The organism is Corynebacterium afermentans subsp. lipophilum (genome assembly GCF_030408375.1).
In the GTDB taxonomy this organism is placed as follows: Bacteria; Actinomycetota; Actinomycetes; order Mycobacteriales; family Mycobacteriaceae; genus Corynebacterium; species Corynebacterium lipophilum.
This window is the reverse complement of the sequence record NZ_CP046530.1, coordinates 176,994-199,570: the sequence shown is the minus strand read 5'-3', so window position 1 is coordinate 199,570 and position 22,577 is coordinate 176,994. Positions and strand designations below refer to the sequence as shown.

Below are 22,577 nucleotides of genomic sequence, written 5' to 3'. Positions count from 1 at the left end.
AGGTAGGCAGTGGTGAGTGCGGAATTGAGATGGTGCATGGGAAAACTCCTTCTAGTTGATCAGTGAGGTGCCGAGGCTGATCACCGCGGGCGCGAGCCCGAGGACGAAAAACGCCGGCAGGAAAAACGCGGTCAGCGGGATGGCGATGAGCACGCCAGCGCGTTCCGCTTTGGCTTTGGCCCGGTCCCCCGCGCACGCGCGCAGCTGGGCGGCGATGCGCCCGCAGCCTGCGGCCAGCGAGGTTCCGGAGGTGGCGGATAGGGCAACAAGCCCGGCGAGATCCTCGCCGCCTGGCAGGTGGCGGATCACGGCCCAGGCGCGCTGGGGTTCAACCCCCAGCGCCGTCAGCGAGGCCACGGTGCGCCACGGGCTGCGTTCGCCGTGGGTGTCGGCGACGGCAGCTGCCGCGGTGGCGGCGGGCAGGCCTGCTGAGACGCATGCCGCGAACACTTCGATGTCGCTGGCGCAGCGCTCCGGGTCGGCCCCTGTGGGGCCGTCTCGGGGCGCCTTCGGCGTGGTTGCGGTGACGCGGCTGCCTGGCCCGGCCGGTGCGACGCACAGTGCCGCGGCGACAAGGAGTGCGGGAACGAGGCCGATCATGCGCTGGCCCCCTCGATGATGCGGCGCGAAACCGCAACCCCGGCGCACACCAGCGCGGTGCCGACAACCAGCAGCACCCCGCCGAGCCCGCCGCCGGTGAGAAACGCCAGCGGTTTCGCGCCCATCGCGGTGCCCATGAGCACCCCGGCAATCGGCAGCAGCGCCAGCACCACGGCGGTGGTCTGCGGGCCGGCGAGGGCTGCGCGGGTGGCGTCGCGGTGGCGGTTGGCGTGGTCGATGTCGTCGCGAAGTGCGGCGACCAGCTTCGCCAGCGGCACCCCGCGCGAGACCGACAGGGCCCACAGCGTGCCGAGGCGCTCAAGCTCCGGCACGTGGGTCTCCAGCGTCGCACCGGAGCGGGCAAGCTGCGTTAGGCGGGCAGCTTCTTGCTGCAACGGCGGCGGCACCTGCTCGGCGGCACGCGCGAGCGCGTCCGGCATGGCGGCGCCGGCCTGCAGGTTGGTGGACACCGCACCGAGGTACGTCGCGGCCGCCTCGCTGCGCCGCCGGGCGGCTCTGTCGTCGCGGCGGGCGCGCAGCACGTGCACCAGCGTCGCGCCGGCCATGGCCGCGGCGACCACCAGGCTGACCCGGCCGAACACCACCGCGCCAACAGCTGCGAGCGTCACAGCGGCCGGGATGAGCCGAGGCGCGGGCCGCAGGGTGCGCTCAACCATCCGGTACACGGGCGACGGCGCGGCGACGGCGACAGCGCAGGCGAGGAGTACCACGGCGATCATCGGGCCAGCTCCTCGTAGCCGTCCAGCTCGCCGCGCTCGGCGTCCCAGACCACCTTCGCGCGCACCGGCTCGCCCTCGAGCACACCGATCTGCTGCAGGTAGCGGGTGCCGTCGGTGCGTCGTTTGACCACCAGCACCACGTCGATGGCGGCGGCGAGCTGGGCGTGCAGCCCGGCGCGGTCCATCCCGCCGAGTGCGGCGAGCGCCTCGAAGCGGGCGGGCACCTCCTCGATGGAGTTGGCGTGCAGGGTGCCGGCGCCGCCGTCGTGGCCGGTGTTGAGCGCGGCGAGCAGGTCCACCACTTCCCCGCCGCGGATCTCGCCGACGACGATGCGGTCCGGGCGCATGCGCAGCGATTGGCGCACCAGGTCCGCGATCGTGATCGCGCCAGCCCCGTCGGCGTTGGCGCCGCGGCTGGTCAGGTTCACCACGTGCGGATGGTCCGGCGTGAGCTCGAGCGTGTCTTCAATCGCCACGATGCGCTCGGCCGGATCCGCCTCCGCGAGCAGGGCGGACAGCAGCGTGGTCTTGCCGGAGCCGGTGCCGCCGACGACCACGAACGCCTTTCGCTTGGCGACGATCCCCCGCACCAGCGCCGCCCTCTCATCGTCGAGAGCGCCGCGCGCCACCAAGTCGTCCAACGTGGCCGAGGCAGTGCGCAGCACGCGCAGGGAGATGCAGGTGCCCGCCTGGGCGGTCGGTGCGAGCACGGCGTGGAAGCGCAACAGGGTGCCGTCGTCGCGGGTGACGTGCCCGTCGCAGAACGGCTGCGCGTCGTCCAGTCTGCGCCCGCAGCTGACGGCCAGGCGGGTGGCCAGGCGGCGCACGGAGGCTTCCGAGTCGAACGTCAGGCTCGTCCGCTCCAGCCCCTGCCCGGTGTCCACGTACACCTCGTCTGGGGCGTTGACGCAAATGTCGGTCACGGCCGGGTCCGCCAGGATGGCTTCTAAGGGCCCGGCGCCCGTGGTGTCGTCGCGAAGCTTGCGCATGATGTCTAACACTCCGATGTCGCTGATCACCACCGCTTCTTCGCGGATGATCGCGGCGATGCGCGCCGGGTCGGGCTGGGCTAGCTCGTCGGCCAGGCGGCGCTTCACGCGGGCGAGCACGTCGTCCATTTAGGCCACCTCCCCCAGCACAGCCTCGGCGGCGCGGTTCAGCGTGCGCGGCAGCTTCGCCGGCAGGCCGGACTGGTCCAGCTGCTTGGTCAGCCCCCGGACCTGCTGCACCTGCGCGATCACGGGCGCTTTCGCCGTGTCCTCCACCTGCGCTGGCTGAAGCGATGCCCAGGAACTCTGGCGCAGCAGTAGCGCATTGGCCACCCCAGCGGCGTTGCACTCGGCGACGACCCGGGCGGTGGCAGCGGCGGCGCGCAGCTCCGGGCGCAGCACCACCACGGCGAGGTCGCATCGGTCCGGCAGCAGCGCAATCGGCGTATCCACCACAGTCAGGCCCTCCGTGCCGGCGGCATGCACCACCGCGTTGAGCTCCTCGGGCGAGAGCCGGAACGGATCCGCCACCGTTGTGCGCGGAAACGTCAGCAAGGCGGTGTCGTCCTCGGTGGCGGGCAGCGCCCCGCGCAGCTCCGCGCGCGAGACCGCCCCGCCGGCGGTGAAATCGATTTCGCCCCAGCGCGCGCCGGGCGTGGCCTCCAGGCCCAGCAGCAGGTCCAGTCCGCCGGAGAACTGGTGGGCGTCGATCAACGTGGCGTCGCCCGCCACGCGGCACAGCGCCGCGGAAAGCACCGATGCGCCAGCCCCGCCGCACGCGCCGAGGACGGCGACCACCTTGCCGCGTGCCGTGTGCGCCGTCGGCGCCAGCGCCAGCGCGCCGATGCTGCGCAGCACGTCCGCGGCCTGCGCGGGCAGGGCGAAGACGTCCTCGCGCGTCGCGGCCGGGGCGGTGTCCGCTACCACGGTAAACACGTTCGGTCCCCGTGGTTGGGGGTGTAGGGAGGGGGCCCGGAGGTCGTCGATAAGCAAGGCATGCGCCTTGGGTGCGTGGCGGGCGAGCTGGGTGTCGTCGGCGGCGTCGATGACCTTGCGGCCTGTGGCGGCGGCGATGTGGATGGCTTCGGAGTGCAGCGCCGGGTCCGCGACCGCGACGACGATGGGGCCTGTGTTCGTGTGTGTCATGGCGGTAGCGTGCAACCGCGACAACCCCGAAACAATGGCCAAAATTTTTTCTGTGGATAACCCACCCTACTTGCGGACGCTTCAACAATTCCCCTGTGGATAAGTTGCACCACACGTCACACTGGTTTCTCAGGCATTAGCTACGCAGCCGTAGGGATTGGGGTCTACACTGCAGGAGTATGTCTGCTAACACGCCGGTGGCGGCCTTCTTCGACCTGGACAAGACGATCATTGCGACGTCGTCCGCGTTCGCCTTCGGCAAGGAATTCCTGAACAACGGGATGATCACCCGCCAGGAAGCCTGGGAGCTCTACATCACCAAAGCGCAGTACATGCTGGTGGGCCAGTCCAGCCAGAAGATGGACTCCACGCGCGACGCGCTGGCGCAGATGGTCGCCGGCTGGGATGTCAAGGACATCCAGCGCATCACCCGCGACACCCTGCGCGAGGTCGTCGCCCCCGCCATTTACGCCGAGGCGCGCCAGCTTATCGACGACCACGTCGCCGCCGGCCACCACGTCATCATCATCTCCGCCTCCGCGAAAATCCTGGTGGAGCCGATCGCCGAGGAACTCGGCGTGGACACCGTGGTGGCCACCGAAATGGCCGTTGAAAACGGCAAGCTCACCGGCGAAATCACCCGCTACCTCAAAGGCGACGCGAAGGCCGAGGCGGTGCGCCAATTCGCCGCCGAGCACGACTTCGACCTGGACAACAGCTACGCGTACTCCGACTCCGCCACCGACATCCCCATGCTGGAGCTGGTGGGCAACCCGGTGGCCGTGAACCCGGACCGGGCGCTGAAGAAGCACGCGCTGGCCAACGGCTGGCAGGCCCGCACCTTCAAAAACCCGGAGCCGTTGTTCCAGATGCCCAACGCGCGCGAGGTGGGCATCGGCGCCGGCGTGATCGCGGGCGTGACCGCCCTGGCGGTTGCCGGCATCCTCATCGCCCGCGCCATGGGCGGCAGCAACGACGAGCGCTCGGCGTAAGCCACCTCTACTGTCCGTGCCACTCGGCCAGGCCCTGGCTCAGCACCTGCCAAGACTCGTCGTGGGCGTGCCGGTTGGCCTCCTGCGTGCCACCGAACATGATCTGCCAGCCGTTCTGCTGCGCGCCCGAGTCCTCGAAGAAGATGTGGCCCGCGTCCTCAAAAACGTGCGCCTCGGCGCGCGGGGACTGTTCCGCCAGCGCACGCGCTGCGACGTCGGACTGCCACATCCGGTCGTCGCCGGCGCCGAAGAACACGGCGTTGCCGTCGAAGCCGCCAAGCTCGATCCGGGCGGCATCCTCGGCGGAGCTGGCCGCCCCCTCGTAGGTCGGCCGGTAGGCCACCGGGTACGCCGCGATCATGCGACCGAGCATGTTCAGCCCCGTGAGTACGCCGGACTGCCTGAAGGACGCGAACGGCACCGCCTCGCCCCGCAGGGTGAACGACGGCAGGTCTTGGCCGGTAGAGAAATCCAGGCCGCTGTAGGAGTAGTGCGCGGGCACGAACGCGACGAGGTTGTCCACCGCGAACCCGTTGGCGGCCAAAAGCGACGCAAACTCCGCCCCCTTGGAGGTGCCCACCACCGTCACCGGGGACGGGTCCGTCACGTGCTCTTCGATGTAGCCGGTGACCTCGTCGAATTGCTCTAGGGGCACCTCGGCCAGCGTGGGGCGCTGGTTGTCCTGGCCGAAGAAGTACAGGCTGAGCACTTCGTAGCCGTCCTGGGCCAGCCGTTCCGCGCGCGAGTAGTCCGGCGAGCCCTCGGACCCGCCGTAGACCACCACCACGCCACGGCGTTCGGCCGCGCCGTCGGCGGGCAGGAAGTGGAAGCCGTTGAAGTAGTCGCCGGAAATCTTGCGCACGTGATCACTTTGCGGGTACTCCGCCGCGCTGGCACCGCCCGAGGCTTCGATCTGCGCGATCGGGTACTTGTTCGCGTTGTAGGCACGCAGGCCGGCCACCACAAGCGCCAGCACCGCAACCACGGCAACGCACCACGCCGCCACTTTGCCAATGCGTTTCAGCGCCCTCATGCTCTACATTTCTACCCCGATTCGGGCAAATGCCTCCATACATCGCTAACATCGTGTGAAGAATTTCCAGGCACCTTCCCGGGTGCCGTGTAAAAGCCACCCAGGAAGGTGAACTACAAGTGAGCAACGAAGGCCTCTACACCAGCGGCTCCACCGCCGTGAACGCCAAGGTGGACTCCATCCCGCTGCGCGACACCTACGCCACCCAGCCGGGCAACGACTCCATCGGCACCCTCATCTCTAACGCGTCCCAGCAGGTTTCCACCCTGGTCCGCGGCGAGATCGAGCTGGCCAAGGCCGAGGTTGTCGGCGAGGTGAAGAAGGGCGCGATGGGCGGCGGCCTGTTCGCCGCGGCCGGCGTGATCGCCCTGTACTCCTCCTTCTTCCTCTTTTTCGCCATCGCGGAGATGCTCGCGTCCTGGATGCACCGCGGCTGGGCATTCCTGATCGTCTTCCTGGTCATGCTGGCGCTGGCGGGCCTGCTCGCTTTCATCGGCTTCAAGAAGTTCAAGAAGATCAAGGCACCGGAGAAGACCATCGAGTCTGTCAACGAGCTGAAGAACCTCAAGCCGGGCCAAGCACAGAAGAACCTGGCAAAGGACGAGGCTGGTCTTTACACCTCCTCCGGCACCGGCTCCTCTTTGCCGCGCACCGGCTCCACCGCCGTTAACCGCTAACGCACGCTTGCGTATCCGCGGGGCGCGTTAAGCTCCGCACATCCCCTACGCGCTGCTGCACTTGGTGTGCAGTCAGCGCGTATCCCGTTTCTGAGGTGTCCAGGGACGCCCCGAAGATCATGCCCGCGACCTCGCCCTCCGGGGTGAGCAGCGGCCCGCCGGAGTTGCCCTGGCGGATGTTGCCGCGGATGGTGTACGCCTCGCGCTCCACACGCCCGGTGGTGTAGATGTCCGGGCCTGCGATTTCCAGCTTGCCGCGGATGCGCACCGGCGCCGCCTCGAACGGGCCGGAGCGGGGGTGGCCCATCACCACGGCGTCGTCGCCCACCGCCAGCTCGTCGTCGGCCCACCGCAGCTCCGGCAGGCCCAGCTCCTCGGCGCGCAGCACCGCAATGTCGGTGTCGGGGTCGAACAGCACCACCTGCGCGGGCTTGACCCCCACCACGGTATCCAGGGCCACCCGCTCAGTGCCGGCCACCACGTGCGCGTTGGTGAGCACGTAGCCGTCCTCGATGACAAAGCCGGTGCCCATGAGGCGCCGCCGGCAGGTTTCCGCGTCGCCCATCACGTGCACCACGCTTGGGCGCAGCTTCTCCACGACCTCCAGCTCCACCACGGACCCATCCGGCGCCGCCACCTGCGCCCCGCCCGGCGAATGGAAGGGCGATACCAGTGGCGGTAGCCCCGATTCGTCGAGAAGCGCGGCGAACCTCGCCGGCAGCTTCGATGCCGCCTCGGGGGCGGCGGCGTCGATGGCGCCGAAGACGCGGGAGGAGCGGATGCCGTCGCCGATCTCGCCCGGCACCGAGGCCGCCAGCGGAATGGAGATGAACCACAGCACCGCCGCCACCGCCACCGACTGGAACGTCGCGCCAAGCGCGGAATCCAGCGTGCGGCGACCCTTCGAGCGCACACGCCCGCGCAAGCTCCCGCCGACGGTGACGCCGACCAGGTTGCCCAGCCCCACAAACAGCACGACCAAGGCGATGAGCAGGACTATGCGCACCGTCTGGGACTCCGACAAGTCCAGCGCGAACGGCGCCAACGCAAGACCGATGACCAGGCCCGCCACAACGCCAACCATAGAAAGCACCGCGGACAGCGCCCCCTGGCGCCAACCGCTGATACAGGCGGCGACGACGGCGAGCACGAGCAGGACGTCGATAACCAGGTACATTTCGGTGATGTTACCGCTCACGGTTGGCAGAACGCGCCAGCGCAGCCCGCAAGTCGCCGGGCTTTTCGTCCCAGGGCCGCACCCAGCCGCCCAGCTTCAGCACCACAGCGAGCAGCACGCCGGTAAAGCCCCACACCAGAAACTCGCCCGCCCAAAACGCGGGCCCCGACCACTCCTTGATGCCCAGCATCGCCCGGTTTCGCGGATCCACCAGCTCGCGAACCGGCACGAAAAACACCGCGTCGGTCTCCTCCTCACTGGCCGGGTACACCTCCCCCGGCTCCGGGGTGAACGCCACCACGGGGCGCACACGCCGGTTGCTGCCGCCGGTGGTGGCCGCATCGAGCATGGCCAGCGGGATCACCCGGTCCGGGTCCAGGCCGGTTTCCTCCCACGCTTCGCGCAGCGCGGCGCCAACCGGCCCGCCGTCGTCAGCGTCGATGTGGCCGCCGGGAAAGGCCATCTGCCCGGAGTGGCTGCGCATGCGCGGGGTGCGGTGGGTAATCAGCACCCGCGCGTCTTCCGGCAGCTCGGTGGCGCGCGGGTCGCCGGCGAACAGGATCAGCACCGCGGCTTGATCCGCACCGTCTTTTTGCAGCACGCGCGGCGACAGGAGCCTGCGCGGGATTTCCGCCCCGCCATCCTCGATGGCCTCAAGCAGCGGCACGAGCCACCTGGGCGCGCGGTCCGGGCGCAGCGGCGCGTCCACTTACACAGCCCCCTCGACCGCCTCGGCGAGCTCATCGGCCGAGGTGAATTCCCTGGCAAACACCGCCACCTGCTCTCCGCCGCGCAGCACCACCGTCACCGGCACCACCGGCGGCAGCCCCTGCGCCGCGGCGAACGCGCCCGAGTCGTCCTGGTAGCTGGGCAGGCCCACCCCGAGATCCTCCAGCAGCGCCGCGCCGTTGCCGGCGTTTCGGTCCGCGTGCACACCCACCACGGTGTACTCCGGGTGCGTCCGCGCGAATTCCTCCACCGCCGGCAGCTCCGCGCGGCACGGCTGGCACCACCAGGCCCACACGTTGACCACGGTGATCTCCTTGGCGTCGCCGGCCACGTCCCCGCCCAGGCACGGCAGGTCCAGACCAGCCGGGCAATCGGGCCGTTGAGGCACTTGCTTGTCGACGGCCACAGGTTCCCCCGGAGGTTGATCGTCGACAAGCAAACTGCGCGCCCCGAACACGAGCAACACCGTGGCCGCGATGATGACCGCAACGCTCACCCAGATCGCGCGCTTCATGCGAGCCCCAGGATGTGGTCGCGCTCCGGGCCCGTGACCAGGTCCGCGGCCGCCTCGGGGTCGACCGGGCCGGTGCCGAAGCTGGGGCAGTCGAACGCGATCGGGCACACGCCGCACGCCGGTTTACGGGCGTGGCAGATGCGGCGGCCGTGGAAGATGATGCGGTGGGAGAACATGGTCCACTCGCGGCGCTCAATCAGCTTGGCGATGGCGTGCTCGATCTTCACCGGGTCCGTCTCATCGGTGAGCATGAGGCGCCCCACCAGCCGTTGGAAATGCGTGTCCACCGTCAACCCCGGGATGCCGAACGCGTTGCCGCGCACCACGTGCGCCGTCTTGCGGCCCACCCCAGGAAGCGACACGAGATCCTCCAGCTTGGTGGGCACTTCCCCGCCGAAATCGGTGACAAGCTTCTGTCCCAGGCCAATCAGATTTTTGGCTTTCGAGCGGTAAAAACCGGTGGAGCGGATGAGCTCCTCCACCTCCGCCTGATCCGCTTCCGCGTACGCTTCGGCGGTGGGGTACTTGGCAAACAACGCCGGCGTGACCATGTTGACGCGCACGTCAGTGGTCTGCGCCGAGAGCACCGTTGCCACCAGCAGCTCCAGCGGGTTGGAAAAGTCCAGTTCAGCGTGCGCGTCTGGGAACGTCTCCGCCAGCGTGCGATTGATGCGGCGGGCCCTCCTGGTGCGCCCTAAATCCGTCTCCGCCCCCTTCGCCGCCGGGTGCGCCCCAGGACGGCGGTGCTTCTTCGGAGAGGTGGAGGACATGACGGACATGCTAGTTACCCGTGGCGTAAAATGACACCTATGAATGTGATCCTCGTGCTGCTGGTCCCGCTTGTGCTCGGAGCATTCCCGCTGGCGATGGAGCGGCTCGAGGCGCGCGTAGTGGATTAACACCAACTTGGCCAACCACCTGACCAAGACTGCAAATGGGTGGTAAAGTGCGAAACGCACTGTGACGGCTGCTAAAAAGTTACGCGAAAGTGACTCTAACCACTGCCCCTGGCCGTCCCGCAATGAGGAGGATTCATGGAAGGCGTACAGGACACACTCGCCCGCGCCGGCATTTTCCAGGGCGTGGACCCGGAAGCAGTAGCCGCGCTGATCAACGAGATGGACACGGTGACCTTCCCCAAGGGCACCACCATCTTCGATGAAGGCGAGCCCGGCGACCGCCTCTACATCATCGTGGACGGCAAAATTAAGCTCGCCCGCCACGCCCCGGACGGCCGCGAGAACCTGCTGTCCGTGATGGGCCCGTCCGACATGTTCGGCGAGCTGTCCATCTTCGACCCGGGCCCGCGCACCTCCTCCGCCGTGTGCGTCACCGAAGTCACCTGCGCCACCATGGACTCCACCATGCTGCGCACCTGGATTGACACCCACCCGGAAATCTCCCAGCAGCTGCTGCGCGTGCTGGCCCGCCGCCTGCGCCGCACTAACGCCTCGCTGGCGGACCTCATCTTCACCGACGTGCCCGGCCGCGTGGCCAAGACGCTGCTGCAGCTGGCCAACCGCTTCGGCACCCACGAAGGCGGGGCGCTGCGCGTCAACCACGACCTGACGCAGGAAGAAATCGCCCAGCTCGTCGGCGCCTCCCGCGAGACGGTGAACAAGGCGCTGGCCACCTTCGCCCACCGCGGCTGGATCCGCCTGGAGGGCAAGAGCGTGCTCATCGTCGACACCGAGCACCTGGCCCGCCGCGCGCGGTAGCGCGCCCCGTTTGCACAAATCGACAACGCTTCGGCAGTTCCCCAGGTGGGAGTTGTCGGAGCGTTGGCGTTTTGTCATTCGTAAAAACCTCGCAAAAGCTGACATTCCGGCGGATTTGGGGCGACAAAACCCCAGGTGAAAAATCGGCGCTGTCAGCTTTTACGACGGCCGTCCTTAGGGCGCGGCCTTCAGGTAGCGCAGAGCCACGCGGGTGGACTGCTCAGCGGCGCCGCGCAGCACCGGGTCGACGTCGTCGTAGATGGCGTCGACGAGCGTGTTGATGTCGGCGTTTTCACCGTGGGTCTTCAGTGCCTCGCGGATCTGCTCCAGGCGCTGGTTGCGACGGTCGATGTACTTGCGGGCATAGGCCGACAGGTCCGCGCCCTCGGGGCCGTGGCCCGGCAGCAGCGGGATGTCCTTGCCCTGCTCTTCCAGCAGCTCCAGGGAATCCAGGTACTTGCCCAGGTCGCCGTCGGTCTCCGAAATCATGGTGGTGTGGCGGCCGGCGATGGTGTCGCCGGTGATGATGCCCTCCAGCTCGGTGGAGTCCGGGTCGCCCGGGTAGACGAAGAAGCACACGGAATCGCTGGTGTGGCCCGGGGTGGCCACGGCCTTCAGGCGTGGGGTAATGCCGTCGACGGCGACCACTTCGCCGTCGACAAGCGGATCGGCCCCCGAGCTGTACTGCGGATCCAGCGAGCGAACCGGCGCGCCCGTGAGCTGGCGGAAACGCTCCGCGCCATCAGCGTGATCGTGGTGGCGGTGCGTCAGCAAAATCAGCGCCACCTCCCCCGCCTTGGCGTGGAGGACGTTGAGGTGGCCCTCGTCCTCCGGACCCGGATCAACGACGATGCTTCGCTGATCCCCCTCACCCCTGATCACCCAGGAGTTGGTCCCCTCGAGCGCCGCGTAGCTGGGGTTCGGCGCCAGGACCACCGCGGCGTTGGCGGTCACAGGGCGCAGTTGGCTGTAAGCGGGATGTTGCATGTGCCCCAGCGTACCCGCTTAGCAGCCGTTTATTGGAGTTCTAGCTCTTCAGCTCGACGACGAGCTCGACCTCGACCGGCGTGTCCATCGGCAGCGCAGCCACGCCCACTGCGGACCGGGCGTGCGCGCCGGCCTCGCCGAAGACCTCCTGCATGAGCTCGGAGGCACCGTTGATCACGGCTGGCTGGCCGGTAAACGCCGGGTCAGAGGCGACAAAACCGACGATCTTGAGCACACGCGCGACGTTGTCGATGCCCACGAGGTCGTCCACCGCGGCGATCGCGTTGAGCGCGGCCTGGCGGGCGTAGCCGTAGGCGGCCTCCTCGGTGACTTCCGCGCCGACCTTTCCGGTGGCGGGCAGCTTGCCGTCGGTAAACGGCAGCTGGCCGGACGTCCACACCTGGTTGCCGGCCTGGACAGCGGGCACGTACGCCGCCACAGGCGCGGCGACGGCGGGCAGCTCGATGTCCAGCTCCTTCAGACGGTCAGTCCACATTTACTCGACCTCCCGCTTCATGTAAGCGACAACATTGTCCTGGGTTGGGCCCGGAACGACGGAGACGAGCTCCCAGCCGTCCTCGCCCCAGGTGTCCAGAATTTGCTTGGTGGCGTGCGTGAGCAACGGAACCGTTGCGTACTCCCATTTCGTCATGGCGCCCAAGACTACCTACAGGCCGATAACTTCGCCGCCGGCAGACAGGTGCTCCGCCCAGTCGGTCACGTGCGGGTTCTTCCGCAGCACCGCGCGGCGCTGACGCTCCGTCAGCCCGCCCCAGACGCCGAACTCGACCTTGTTATCCAGCGCGTCCGCTCGGCACTCGGTGAGCACCGGGCACGCGCGGCAGATCGCGGCCGCCTTGCGCTGCTCCGCGCCGCGCACGAACAAGGCGTCCGGGTCCTTGCCGCGGCACTGTGCGTGGGTTACCCAATCCCCCCGGTCAAAAACGAGATGTCCGGATGCGTCGCACTTGCGGGACGTGGTCCGTTGTGCGTTTCGTTGCGTCCTGTTACCCAAAGCCGTGCTCATAGCCGTGCTCCTTTTCTCGTTCGCCTGCGCCGCCTCGTGGGCGCAGTTTTATACATCCGACCGTATATCTCCGGTCTATGTAAATATAATCACATAAAAAAGTTTTCTGTCGAATGGATCACATTTTCGGGGGGTCTTTTATATTCCCGCGCGCAGGCCCAGTCATTTAAGGTAATGGCGTGTCCGCACTGAAATCCCTAGGAAGCCTGCTGGCCGCGCTCGTTGCCGCGGCGCTGGCCATTGCCCTGTGCCTCGCTCCTGTCGCAGGTCTGGGCGGCGCCGCCGTCGCCCGCACCGACGAGACGATGCAGTCGAACCTCTCCGACCTCACGCACGGCGAAGTCCCCGGCGTCACCACGATCAACGACGCCACCGGCGCCCCCATGGCCTGGATTTTCAAGCAACGCCGCTACGAGGTGGCCAGCGACGGGATCTCCCAGCACGTCAAAGACGCCCTGGTGGCAACGGAGGACCGCCGCTTCTACCAGCACGAAGGCGTGGACATGCAAGGCTTCGCCCGCGCGATGGTGACCAACGTGCTCGCAGGCGGTGTGGAGCAGGGTGCATCCACAATCAACCAGCAGTACGTGAAGAACTACCTCTGGCTCATCGACGCGGAAAACGAGGAAGAGGCCAACGCCGCCACCGAGCAGTCCATCCCGCGCAAGCTGCGCGAGATGCGCATGGCCTCCGACCTGGACAAGACGTTGGAAAAGGACGAGGTGCTGACCAGGTACCTCAACCTCGTTTCCTTTGGCAATCACGCCTTCGGCATCGAGGCGGCGGCGCTGACGTACTTCGACATGCCTGCCCGCGACCTCAAGCCGGAACAGGCCGCGCTCCTGGTGGGCATCCTGCAGTCTGTCGAAGCGCTCAATCCGTACACCAACCCGGAGGGAGCCACCCAGCGCCGCAACGTTGTTTTGAACAACATGGCAGCCCAGGGCTACCTGGACCAGGCGGAAGCGGACCGCTTGGCCGGCACTCCGCTGGGCATCCTGGAGCAGCCGAAGACGCTGCCGCAGGGCTGCATCGCCGCCGGCGACAAGGGGTTCATGTGCGACTACGCCCTGCGCTACCTGGAGGACAAGGGGCTGGACACGGAGACCATCCTCAACGGCTCTTACACCATCACCACCACCTTGGATCCGGCGGTGCAGCAGGTGGCCAACAATGCGGTTCGCAACAACGTCAGCCCCTACGCCCCGGGTGTGGCCGAGGTGATGAACATCGTCCGCCCCGGCGCTGATTCCCGCGACATTTTGGCCATGGCGTCCTCGCGCTTCTACGGCCTGGACCTGGACCAGAGCCAGACGATCCTGCCGCAGCCGGCGTCGCTGGTGGGTGCCGGCGCAGGTTCAGTGTTCAAGATCTTCACTGCCGCCGCGGCACTGGAGCAGGGCTACGGTTTGAACACAATGCTGGAAACGCCGGCGCGCTCGGTGCTCTACGGCATGGGCGGCGGCGGCGCAGCCAACTGCCCGCCGGGCGCGTACTGCGTGGAAAACGCTGGCACCTACGCCCCGCGTATGACGCTGCAGGATGCGTTGGCGCAGTCGCCGAACACCACCTTTGTGGAGCTGATCCAGAAAACCGGCGTGGCTCCGGTGGTTGACCTGGCGGTGCGCCTGGGCTTGCGCTCGTACGCGGACGAGAACTCGTTCGGCGACGGCCGCTCCATCGCCCAGGCGGCGAAGGATGAGAACATGGGTGCCTTCACCTTGGGCCCGCTGGCGGTCAACGCGCTGGAGCTGTCCAACGTGGGCGCCACCTTGGCCTCTGGCGGGCGCTGGTGCGAGCCGAACCCGATCAAGGAAGTGCTGGATCAGCACGGCAAGCAGGTCTTCATCGACCGCCCCGCCTGCGAGCAGGCCGTCACGCCGGAGGTCGCCGGCGCCCTGTCGCACGGCATGTCCAAGGACGTTATCGACGGCACCGCGTCCGCCTCAGCCCGCAACAACGGCTGGTCCGCCCAAACGGCCGCGAAGACCGGCACGACGGAGTCCCACCACTCCACCGCGTTTTTGGGATTCACCCGCGGCATGGCGGCAGCGCCGTACATTTACAACGACGGCGTGCAGTCCACCCCGCTTTGCACCCAGCCTGTGCGCCAGTGCCAGTACGGCACCCTGTTCGGCGGCAACGAGGCCGCCGACACCTGGTTCCAGGCTGCGGCCGGGGTGCCGGGTGCCGCGGCGGGCGGTCTGCCGCCTGCGAGCCCGGAGCACGTGCGCGGGACCAAGCGCGGGGCGCTGGACGCGGTGGTCGGCCAGTACTCCTCCGCCGCGAAGTCCCAGCTTGAGGCGCAGGGGTACACGGTCACGTTGAACACGGTTAACGGCGCCGGCGCGCCGGCTGGCACGGTGGTCTCTGCGATCCAGGACGGCCCGAATGCCACGGTGACCCTCAACATCTCTGACGGCGCCGGCGCCAGCCCCACCGCGTCGCCGGCCGCCTCGCCGGCGCCCACGTCGCCGACCGCGCCGCCTCCGCCAAGCCCCGCTCCCCCACCGGGTATCGAGGGGCTCGAGCAATCGCTCAACGACGCCCGCGATGCCATCGCCGACGCTTTCGGCGTCGGCAACGACGGGGCCCCGAACTAGCTCAGGCGGGCCTTGACGGCCTCGGACAGGCGCTTGCCGTCGGCGCGGCCCTCAGCCTTCGCCGTGGCGGCCTTCATGACCTGCCCCATTTGGGCCATGGATTCGGCGCCGGTTTCGGCGATAGCTTCGTCGATAAGCTTGGCAAGCTCCTGGTCATCCAACTGCTTCGGCTGGTACGCCTCGAGGATGCCTGCCTCCGCGAGCTCGGCCTCAGCAAGATCGTCGCGGCCGTTGGTTTTATAAATGTCCGCGGACTCGCGGCGCTTCTTGATCTCGCGGGCGATGATCTTCTGAACCTCCGCGTCGTCCACCTCGTGCTTGGAGCCCTCGGTCTCGGCGGTCTGGATCGCGGCCAGCAGCATGCGGATGGTGCCGGTGCGCTCCTTTTCCTTCGCCTTCATGGCTTCCTTGAGGTCTGCGCGGATCTGGTCTTTCAGTGCACTCATGCATGCGAGATTACAGTGGTGCGGGTGAAGAAGTTGACGGGAATCGGAGCACTTTGCCTATCGACGGGCGCCGCCGCGCTGACGTGGGGGTACACCCAACGCAACAATTTCCAGCTGCGCGAGTACACCTTGCCCCTGCTTGAGCCGGGCGTGTTGGACGGGCGCGGGGAGTTTCGGGTGCTGCACGTGTCCGACTTGCACATGATCCCGGGGCAGCGAAAGAAGGTGGAGTTCGTCTCCAATCTGGACGCGCTCGAGCCGGACCTGGTGATCAACACCGGCGACAACCTGTCGGATGTCGGCGGTGTGCCGTGGGTGCTCGACGCCCTGGGCCCGCTGCTGAACCGCCCGGGCGCGTTCGTGTTCGGCACCAACGACTACTGGGCGCCGCGGCCGGTCAACCCGTTGAAGTACCTGACCGGGGCGAAGCGCGAGCCGTCGTACGAGGACCTGCCATGGGAGGGCATGCGCGCCGCGTTTGTGGAGCGCGGTTGGCAAGACGCCACCCACGCCCGGCTGGAGTTCAAGGCGTCCGGGGTGCGCCTGGCGCTGGCGGGCGTGGACGACCCGCACCACGAGCTGGACCGTTACTCCGAGGTGGCAGGCGCGCCGAACAGGGACGCGGATCTGTCTATTGGCCTGCTCCACGCGCCGTATAGGAGGGTGCTGGATTCGTTTGAGGCCGACGGCTACCAGCTTGCCCTGGCCGGCCACACCCATGGCGGGCAGATCTGCCTCCCTGGTCAGCGCGCGATTGTGACCAACGCGGACATCGACCGCGAACGCGCGTCCGGCCTGCACAAGTACGGCGAGATGTGGATGGAGGTCTCCAACGGCCTGGGCCAGTCCAAGTACGCGCCGGTGCGGCTGTTCTGCCCGCCGTCCGCGAGCCTGATCCGCGTGGTGGAGCGCGGAGAATAGGCCGACCTACCTGGCGTTTTGGCCGAATCGCCACCCGGGGGTAATGTGTTGCCAGTACCGCGGGCGAGAGCCTGCAGATACAACCGGGATATGGCGCAGCTTGGTAGCGCGCTTCGTTCGGGACGAAGAGGTCGCAGGTTCAAATCCTGTTATCCCGACCAGCACAAACCCGCCTTTCAAGGCGGGTTTTCGCGTTTGATGCGCGCCCTAAACCCGGGATCTCTGACACATTCCGCCAGGCATTTGTGCCGACCTGGGGATATGCGGGCTGCCTGACAGATTCGGCCGCGAAGTGTCGGGGTGCATGCCCGCCCCCACGTTAACGCTCTCGCAACATGGCCCCCATCACACTGGTGTGTGTACCGCTTCGAGGACGCACCTACACCTCAAGGAGGCCCACATGAAACGCATCATCACCAGCGCCGCCACGTGCGCGATCGCGCTCGGCACCGTCGCCGCCCCAGCACACGCCGCCACCGTCGGCGAAAAGGACGCGGACGGCAACTGCGCCGTCACCCTGACGGACATGGAGAAGGAGTTCATCATGGACACCTTCGATGCGGCCAAGCAGATCGGCGAGCACGAGCGCGCCCGCGATTTCATCGCCGCTGTGGAGACGGTCTACCCGGGTGCCATGGCCGCAAACGAGTCCGACCTCAAGGGCGAGGCGCCGGACTACTCCACGATCCCGCCGGCTGAGCTGGTCAAGCCGTACACCGATGCACTGCGGATGCTCGACGAGACCGAACCGACCACCGACACCACCCTCGAGGATGTCGACGTGGACGCGTGGATGGTCGGCCCCTCCACCATGCCGATGGCTGAAGCCCCGTTCACCGAGGGCACCGAGCTCTACGAGGCATGGTCCGCAACCCCCAGCGGCATGCTCTTCATGAACCAGCAGCTTATCGACGTAGCTAACGCCGCAGCCGCCGCCTCCTGCGCCAGCGGCGACGCGAAGGACATGGACTACCCCACCGCCCCCATCGCGTTGGACAAGACCAAGCCGGGCGACATGAAGGACACTCCGAATGTCGCCGCCATCGTCGGCGGCGTGATCGCTGCCCTGCTGGCGCTGGCTGGCATCGTGGCGGCGTTGCCGATGCTGGGCATCAACGTGCCCGGCATGAACATGCCGCGCATGTAGTCGCTACAGCCGCGTCAACGACATATCCCGCCCACCCCTGAGCATTGCGGGGTGGGCGGGATGTGGCGTCGATAGGCGTGAGGCGACTAGCGCTTCGCGATCGGGCCGAGCACCTCATCGATCGGGAACGGGAAGAGCAGCGCGATGAGCGACAGCAGGCCGATGATGCCCGAGATGGACAGCACGGCGATCAGCAACGGGCTGGTGGTCGAGGATCCCTGCGCAGAGCCCTCCGAATTGCCCTCCGGCTGGGCCTCAACCGGCGTCATCGTGGTGTCGAAGGTGAGACCGTGGTTGATGCTCTCGATGCCGAGAGCGTTATTGACCAGGAAGAACAGGTCAGTCTGGTCGATCTGGCCAGTCACGTTCGCCGCACCCGGGCCGGATGCTGCGACGCGCAGCTGCGCACCGGTGTGCTGCTGGCCGCCGAGGGCATCCTCGTCCTCGTTCGTCTTGGAGGTGGCGAAGTTGACCGCCATGGTGGAGCCATCCGCCGTGGTCAGCTGGGTCACGCGGCCAGCGGTGTTGGCGTTGTCGTAGGTGATCTGCGCGGTGTGGGCGTGGTCGGCGGTGGCGACGATGAGGGTCTCCTCGCCAGTCTCTTCGACCCACTTCTGCACAGCCTGGACGGCCTCGTCGAGCTGACCGACCTCACCGATCAGGCCGCAAGCATCCGCCTGGTGGTCGGCCTTGTCCGGGGACGCGGACTCGACCTGGAGCAGGAATCCGTTGTCGTTCTGCAGCAGCTCGAGCGCCTTGGAGGTCATCGCGCCCAGGCGCGGGGTCTCCTCGGTGAACTCCGGGTTCGCCACACAGGTCGCCGGCTGCAGGTCGCCGCCGTCAGTCGTCGGGATGGACTGGTTGAGCACGCGCGGCATGTTGCCCTCGGAGAACAGGCCCAGCACCGGCTTGTCGGAGTTGGCCTCGGCGATGGCGTCAAGCTCGGACGCGTTGGTCACCACCTGGTAGCCGTTGTCCTTCGCGTTGTCCAACACCGACTTGCCGGCGGTCCAGGTGTTGCCGCTGGCGTTCCACTTGCCGCCCTGAACGACCTCGGTGTCGAAGTACTTGCTGCCGCCGCCGAGGGTGACGTCGGCGCGCAGGTCCACGATCTGCTCCGAGATGGAGCCCAAGCCGCCGTTTTCACGCAGCTGGTCGCCCTTAGCCACCTTCTTGTCGCCGGACGGTGCGTAGTAGGAACGGTCGAACGCGTGCGCGGCGAAGGCAGCCGGGGTGGCGTCCTGGATCTCGGCGGTGGAGACGTTGCCGATCTTCATCCCGCGGGCCTTGGCCAGCTCACCCATGGTGGCGACCGGCTTACCGGCGTTGTCCACACCGATGGCGCCGTTGTACGACTTCACGCCGGAGTTCCACGCGGTACCGGTGGCGGCGGAGTCTGCCACGTAGTTTGGCAGGCCAGTCTCCTTATCCAGGGAGAAGGTGGTCAGGTACCCGGTGTAGTCCAGGTTGTCCAGGCCCTCGAAGCGGCCAGCGGAGCCCTTCAGGTAGTTGCGGGCTGCGGTGATCTCGGAGTCGCCGGTGCCGTCGCCGATCAGGACCACGACGTTCTTCGCCTTGGCGTTGTCGATGCCCTGGCCGTCCTTGCCAAACTGGGCGCAGTCGCCCACCTTCGGAGCTTCGCCGGCGGCGACGAGGTAGCACAGCTCGTCGCCCGACTTGGCCTTCGACCGGTTGGCCAGGGATACGACCTTGTTGTCCTTATTGATCTTCCACGGCTTCTGGCCACCGTCGGTGCCGCCGTTGAGTCCGAGCGCGTTCGCCATGACGTAGAAGGCGTCGGTCTGATCGAGCTGGCCGTTGACGTTCTCGGAACCCGGGCCGAAGCCTGCGATGCGCACCTGGGTGCCGGTGTGCATCATGGAGAAGTTCGGGGTGTCGAACGGGTCGCCGTTTGCCTTCTTGTCAAAGACCGGGTTGCCCTCCTCATCCAGCCACGGCTGGGTGCCGAAACCGACGGACATGACCGCACCGCCGTCCTTCGGGGACTGCAGGCGGGTCACAGCAGAGACGGACGGGCGGCCGTCCGGAATGATCTCGGCGGTGTGCGCGTGGTCGGCGGTGACCACGATCAGGGTGTCCTTGTCCTTCTTGGCAAAGTCCAGGGCTTCCTTGATCACCTCGTCGATCTGGTCGGTCTCGCCGATCATTCCGCAGGCGTCGGCCGCGTGGTCTGCCTTGTCGATGGATGCGGATTCGACCTGCAGGAAGAAGCCCTTGTCCGCCGAAGGATCGTCGAGAAGTTCGATGGCCTTCTTGGTCATTTCAGCTGCGGACGGCTCGTCGCCGCGATCAGCTTCCTTGCAAACCTCGGGCTCGGTGGTGCCATCGGACTTCACCGGCACGGTCTGCTCGAACTTGCGGGTCATGTTTTTGTCGTGGAACAGGCCGAGCACCGGCTGGTCCTGGTTCGCGACGGTGATGCCCTGGAGGCCCTGCTTGTCGTCGACAACCTGGTAGCCCTTGGCAATCGCGTTCTCGCGGACGGACTTGCCGGCCTCCCAGTCGGTGCCGCCGTCGTTCTTCTCGGTCAGGAACGGGTTGCGGTTCTCGCCGCCGGCAAGCACCTCGGCGTCGAAGTACTTGCGGCCGCCGCCCAGGGTGACGTCGGCGCGGGTATCGATGATCTGCTCGGAGATGGAGCCGAGGCCGCCGTTTTCGCGAGCTTCAGCACCCTTGACCGGCTTCGCGTCGCCGGACGGCGCGTAGTAGCCGCGCTTGGAGATGTGGGAGTGCATCGCGCCCGGGGTGGCGTCCTGGATCTCCGCGGTGGAGACGTTGCCGGTGCGCATGCCGGCGTTCTTGGCCATCTCCAGGAGGTTCTCGTGCGGCTTGCCTGTGATGTCCACGGACAGCGCGCCGTTGTAGGTCTTTCCACCGGTGGACCAGCCCGTTGCGGACGCGGCGGAGTCGGTGACGTACTGACGCTTGCCGTCCTCACCGATTGCGAAAGTGGTGTACGCGCCGGACGCGGTGAGCTCGTCGAGGCCCTCGAAGCGGCCGTTCGCGCCCTTGAGGTAGTTGCGCGCCGCGGTGATCTCCTGGTGGCCCATGCCGTCGCCCAGGATGAAAATGACGTTGCGGGCCTGGGCGTCGGAGTTGCCCTGGCCGCCCTTGCCAAACTGGGTGCAGTCGCCCGGCTGCGGCGCGACGACGTTGCCTTCGGAATCAATGGTGATGCAGGTGTCCTTGCCGTTGAACGCCTGCTCTGCGGACTGAGCGAGAGAAACCGGCAGGTTCGCCAGTGCCAGCGCGGAGACGCTGACGACAGCTGCCACTGCCTTGGAGGAGAAACGCATAAGAATTCCTTGAGGTAAGAGGGACGGTTTTTGTAACCACGGCGCAAGCTACTCCCAGGTTGCGTACAGGAGGCGACATTCAGGTTAATTTCAGGTTACGTCCACATCGGCGCAGCTCCTGGCCCCTATATGTGTTGCAGGTAAGTGAAATCGGTGTTCAACTAGCGGCGTTTTATTCGTCACGAGAGGTCTGACTACTCCCCCGCAACCGGACCTTCAATGCAAAAGACGTCCCCCGGATCGCTCCGGAGGCCGTCTTTCTTCGCGCGGGCTAGCGCGGGTGTCACCACATCCCAACGGAGAGGTGGCAGATGACATCACATTTTAGGGACCGGAGAAACTGCTGTCTACCTAAGCGTTTGCTTAACGACGCCCCCGTGCCCCAACCAATCCCGCCACCGCAAGCAGAGCGGACAGCAGCACCGCCGAGACGATGCCGCGGTAGTCGCCGCCGTTGCCGCCCGCCGAGACAGCGGTGGACACCCAGTGCATTGGCGCTGCTTGCGACAACGCCACCCACACAGAGTCGACCTGCGCGGTGGTCGCGGTGCGCCACACCCAGCCGACGAGCCCGGTCTGCACCAAGGCAAGCACTCCGGCCATGCCAAGACCAGCCCTAGCGCCGAATGCTCCATTGAACACGGATGCAAGTCCCGCGCTTGCGAGCGTGCCCAGCAGCAGCCCCGCAAACGCAACCCCGTACTCCTGCACACCAAACCCGGACCCGATCACCCCGGCCAGGATGGTGCCCGCGGCAGCAACAAGCACAGAACCGACGCCCAGGACCCACCAGCGGCCGCGGGATGCGAACCACGCCGCCGCCGCGAGTGCGGTGCCTCCCAGCACGGCCATCGCCGCGAGCAACATCGCGGCCACCGGGGCGAGCGTGGAGCCGGCCGGCGCGTTCTCTGCGGCACCCGGCGCGGCCGCCGGCACCGGCAGGGCCGCGCGCACCGCGCCAACCTTGTCGGCGTTCATGCCCGCCATCTGGTTGATCTTTTCCACGCCGGCGACCAGCTCGTCGATGCCGCCGGTGGCCTGCCCGGTCTGCGCCTGCAGCTCACGCAAGCCCGCGGCCAGCTCGGCGGAGCCGTTGGTGGCTGTATATATGCCGTCGTGGTAGCCGTAGCCCGGCACGGCGAGTTGGTTGGCCAGGTCGCGGGAGCCGTCGCGAAGCTGGTTCATCTTCGCCACCACGTCCGGCGGCAGCTGGGCGGTCTCTGCCTGGGCCCGCAGTTCCTTCAGCGACTTGCGGGCCTTGACCGCCTCCGGGTCCTTTGCGTCCTTGAGCTCCTCCAGGGAACGGTCGATCGCGCCGACCACCTGGCCGCGCACCGCCTCAAACCCGGACACCTGGCCGACCACCTCGCCGATGGAATCCGCAAGCTGCGTCGCGCCCGCGCCCAGTTGGCCGGTGCCGGCCTGGAGCTCGACCATGCCGTCGGCGAGTTGCTGGGATCCGGACTGGGCGGTGGCGAGGGTGTCGATAAGCTGCTGAGTTTGCCCTTGCGCCTCCCCGATGCCCGCGGCGAGCTGGCCCGCGCCCTCCTTGAGCACCTTCGCCTGCTGCCCGGCCTCACCGGCGGCGCGGCGCGCGTCGCCGAGATTGTCGGGGCCAACCTGCGGGGCGCCCGAAACCTCAGCATCGCGCCCCGCGTTCGTCCACGTTTCGGCCGGATTCATGGGCAAAAACACCCCGACAACCAGCGCCAGAAGCGCACACACCAACCGCCACGCGTTGCCCGATTTCATGGCATTGTTCTTAGCACTCGCGCCCGACTTGCTGCGGGAGGCGCACCGCCAGCACATCGTCG

The 22,577-nt window shown here is 67.4% G+C and carries 22 protein-coding genes and 1 tRNA gene; 7 read left to right on the top strand and 16 right to left on the bottom strand.

What is annotated here, in order from left to right; all coding sequences use genetic code 11:
- Positions 1-51: 51 nt before the first annotated feature.
- The 4 genes from CAFEL_RS00840 to ssd are packed head-to-tail and all read right to left on the bottom strand — an operon-like array spanning position 52 to position 3,475.
- Positions 52-600, bottom strand: coding sequence for a type II secretion system F family protein (locus CAFEL_RS00840; protein WP_194560067.1), 549 nt, complete (start codon positions 598-600; stop codon positions 52-54).
- Positions 597-1,340 (bottom strand): type II secretion system F family protein, encoded by a 744-nt coding sequence (locus CAFEL_RS00835; protein ID WP_194560066.1) that lies wholly within the window; start codon positions 1,338-1,340, stop codon positions 597-599. Before CAFEL_RS00835 ends, CAFEL_RS00840 begins: the two co-directional genes overlap by 4 nt.
- Entirely contained in the window at positions 1,337-2,458 is a 1,122-nt protein-coding gene (locus CAFEL_RS00830; RefSeq protein ID WP_194560065.1) for a TadA family conjugal transfer-associated ATPase, read from the bottom strand. The genes CAFEL_RS00835 and CAFEL_RS00830 overlap by 4 nt, the downstream gene beginning before the upstream one ends.
- Complete coding sequence (gene ssd / locus CAFEL_RS00825; RefSeq protein WP_194560064.1) at positions 2,459-3,475, bottom strand: septum site-determining protein Ssd; 1,017 nt, start codon at positions 3,473-3,475, stop codon at positions 2,459-2,461.
- A 179-nt stretch (positions 3,476-3,654) separates the two neighbouring features.
- Here ssd and CAFEL_RS00820 point away from each other — a divergent pair, with 179 nt between their 5' ends.
- Positions 3,655-4,467 (top strand): HAD family hydrolase, encoded by an 813-nt coding sequence (locus CAFEL_RS00820; protein ID WP_194560063.1) that lies wholly within the window; start codon positions 3,655-3,657, stop codon positions 4,465-4,467.
- A 7-nt stretch (positions 4,468-4,474) separates the two neighbouring features.
- On the opposite strand, the gene CAFEL_RS00815 is transcribed toward CAFEL_RS00820, so the two are convergent.
- Positions 4,475-5,500 carry an acyl-CoA thioester hydrolase/BAAT C-terminal domain-containing protein gene (locus tag CAFEL_RS00815; RefSeq protein ID WP_194560062.1) on the bottom strand — a complete coding sequence of 342 codons (1,026 nt, stop codon included), beginning with the start codon at positions 5,498-5,500 and terminating at the stop codon, positions 4,475-4,477.
- 119 nt (positions 5,501-5,619) lie between these two features.
- Between CAFEL_RS00815 and CAFEL_RS00810 the strand changes: the two genes are divergently transcribed.
- The gene (locus tag CAFEL_RS00810; protein WP_194560061.1) at positions 5,620-6,177 is read left to right on the top strand and encodes a phage holin family protein; all 558 of its coding nucleotides are present in this window, start codon (positions 5,620-5,622) and stop codon (positions 6,175-6,177) included.
- On the opposite strand, the gene CAFEL_RS00805 is transcribed toward CAFEL_RS00810, so the two are convergent.
- From CAFEL_RS00805 to nth, 4 genes are read right to left on the bottom strand one after another with little or no spacing between them, the layout of a single operon-like run.
- Positions 6,167-7,354 (bottom strand): MarP family serine protease, encoded by a 1,188-nt coding sequence (locus tag CAFEL_RS00805; RefSeq protein WP_194560060.1) that lies wholly within the window; start codon positions 7,352-7,354, stop codon positions 6,167-6,169. The genes CAFEL_RS00810 and CAFEL_RS00805 overlap by 11 nt on opposite strands.
- 10 nt (positions 7,355-7,364) lie before the next feature.
- On the bottom strand, positions 7,365-8,063 hold the full coding sequence (locus CAFEL_RS00800; protein WP_194560059.1) for an NUDIX hydrolase: 699 nt from the start codon (positions 8,061-8,063) through the stop codon (positions 7,365-7,367).
- Entirely contained in the window at positions 8,064-8,597 is a 534-nt protein-coding gene (locus CAFEL_RS00795; RefSeq protein WP_194560058.1) for a TlpA family protein disulfide reductase, read from the bottom strand.
- Complete coding sequence (nth, locus tag CAFEL_RS00790) at positions 8,594-9,367, bottom strand: endonuclease III (protein WP_194560057.1); 774 nt, start codon at positions 9,365-9,367, stop codon at positions 8,594-8,596. Before nth ends, CAFEL_RS00795 begins: the two co-directional genes overlap by 4 nt.
- Positions 9,368-9,631: 264 nt before the next feature.
- Between nth and glxR the strand changes: the two genes are divergently transcribed.
- Complete coding sequence (gene glxR / locus CAFEL_RS00785) at positions 9,632-10,315, top strand: CRP-like cAMP-activated global transcriptional regulator GlxR (protein ID WP_034996942.1); 684 nt, start codon at positions 9,632-9,634, stop codon at positions 10,313-10,315.
- 174 nt (positions 10,316-10,489) lie between these two features.
- On the opposite strand, the gene CAFEL_RS00780 is transcribed toward glxR, so the two are convergent.
- Genes CAFEL_RS00780 through CAFEL_RS00765 form a run of 4 tightly spaced genes read right to left on the bottom strand, consistent with a single transcriptional unit; the run spans position 10,490 to position 12,329 of the window.
- Positions 10,490-11,302 (bottom strand): MBL fold metallo-hydrolase, encoded by an 813-nt coding sequence (locus tag CAFEL_RS00780; protein WP_194560056.1) that lies wholly within the window; start codon positions 11,300-11,302, stop codon positions 10,490-10,492.
- A 40-nt stretch (positions 11,303-11,342) separates the two neighbouring features.
- Complete coding sequence (locus tag CAFEL_RS00775; protein ID WP_194560055.1) at positions 11,343-11,798, bottom strand: RidA family protein; 456 nt, start codon at positions 11,796-11,798, stop codon at positions 11,343-11,345.
- Positions 11,799-11,954 (bottom strand): Sp36 family protein, encoded by a 156-nt coding sequence (gene sp36 / locus CAFEL_RS00770; protein ID WP_076590059.1) that lies wholly within the window; start codon positions 11,952-11,954, stop codon positions 11,799-11,801.
- 15 nt (positions 11,955-11,969) lie between these two features.
- Positions 11,970-12,329, bottom strand: coding sequence for a WhiB family transcriptional regulator (locus CAFEL_RS00765; RefSeq protein ID WP_194560054.1), 360 nt, complete (start codon positions 12,327-12,329; stop codon positions 11,970-11,972).
- A 179-nt stretch (positions 12,330-12,508) separates the two neighbouring features.
- Here CAFEL_RS00765 and CAFEL_RS00760 point away from each other — a divergent pair, with 179 nt between their 5' ends.
- Positions 12,509-14,932 (top strand): penicillin-binding protein, encoded by a 2,424-nt coding sequence (locus tag CAFEL_RS00760; protein ID WP_194560053.1) that lies wholly within the window; start codon positions 12,509-12,511, stop codon positions 14,930-14,932.
- On the opposite strand, the gene CAFEL_RS00755 is transcribed toward CAFEL_RS00760, so the two are convergent.
- Positions 14,929-15,378, bottom strand: a complete 450-nt coding sequence (locus CAFEL_RS00755) for a GatB/YqeY domain-containing protein (RefSeq protein ID WP_194560052.1) — start codon at positions 15,376-15,378, stop codon at positions 14,929-14,931. The two genes, CAFEL_RS00760 and CAFEL_RS00755, sit on opposite strands and share 4 nt — an antisense overlap.
- Before the next feature lie 24 nt (positions 15,379-15,402).
- Here CAFEL_RS00755 and CAFEL_RS00750 point away from each other — a divergent pair, with 24 nt between their 5' ends.
- The 3 genes from CAFEL_RS00750 to CAFEL_RS00740 all read left to right on the top strand — a co-directional run bounded on the left by CAFEL_RS00750 (position 15,403) and on the right by CAFEL_RS00740 (position 17,446).
- Positions 15,403-16,299, top strand: coding sequence for a metallophosphoesterase (locus CAFEL_RS00750; RefSeq protein ID WP_290172066.1), 897 nt, complete (start codon positions 15,403-15,405; stop codon positions 16,297-16,299).
- A gap of 84 nt (positions 16,300-16,383) precedes the next feature.
- A tRNA-Pro gene (locus tag CAFEL_RS00745) sits at positions 16,384-16,460 on the top strand.
- Between the two features lie 239 nt (positions 16,461-16,699).
- Positions 16,700-17,446: a hypothetical protein gene (locus tag CAFEL_RS00740; RefSeq protein WP_194560050.1), complete on the top strand. Its 747-nt coding sequence runs from the start codon at positions 16,700-16,702 to the stop codon at positions 17,444-17,446.
- Between the two features lie 86 nt (positions 17,447-17,532).
- Here CAFEL_RS00740 and CAFEL_RS00735 read toward each other — a convergent pair whose 3' ends face one another.
- Positions 17,533-20,763 (bottom strand): alkaline phosphatase, encoded by a 3,231-nt coding sequence (locus tag CAFEL_RS00735; RefSeq protein ID WP_194560049.1) that lies wholly within the window; start codon positions 20,761-20,763, stop codon positions 17,533-17,535.
- Positions 20,764-21,126: 363 nt separating this feature from the next.
- Positions 21,127-22,515: a hypothetical protein gene (locus CAFEL_RS00730; protein ID WP_194560048.1), complete on the bottom strand. Its 1,389-nt coding sequence runs from the start codon at positions 22,513-22,515 to the stop codon at positions 21,127-21,129.
- Positions 22,516-22,577 lie beyond the last annotated feature (62 nt).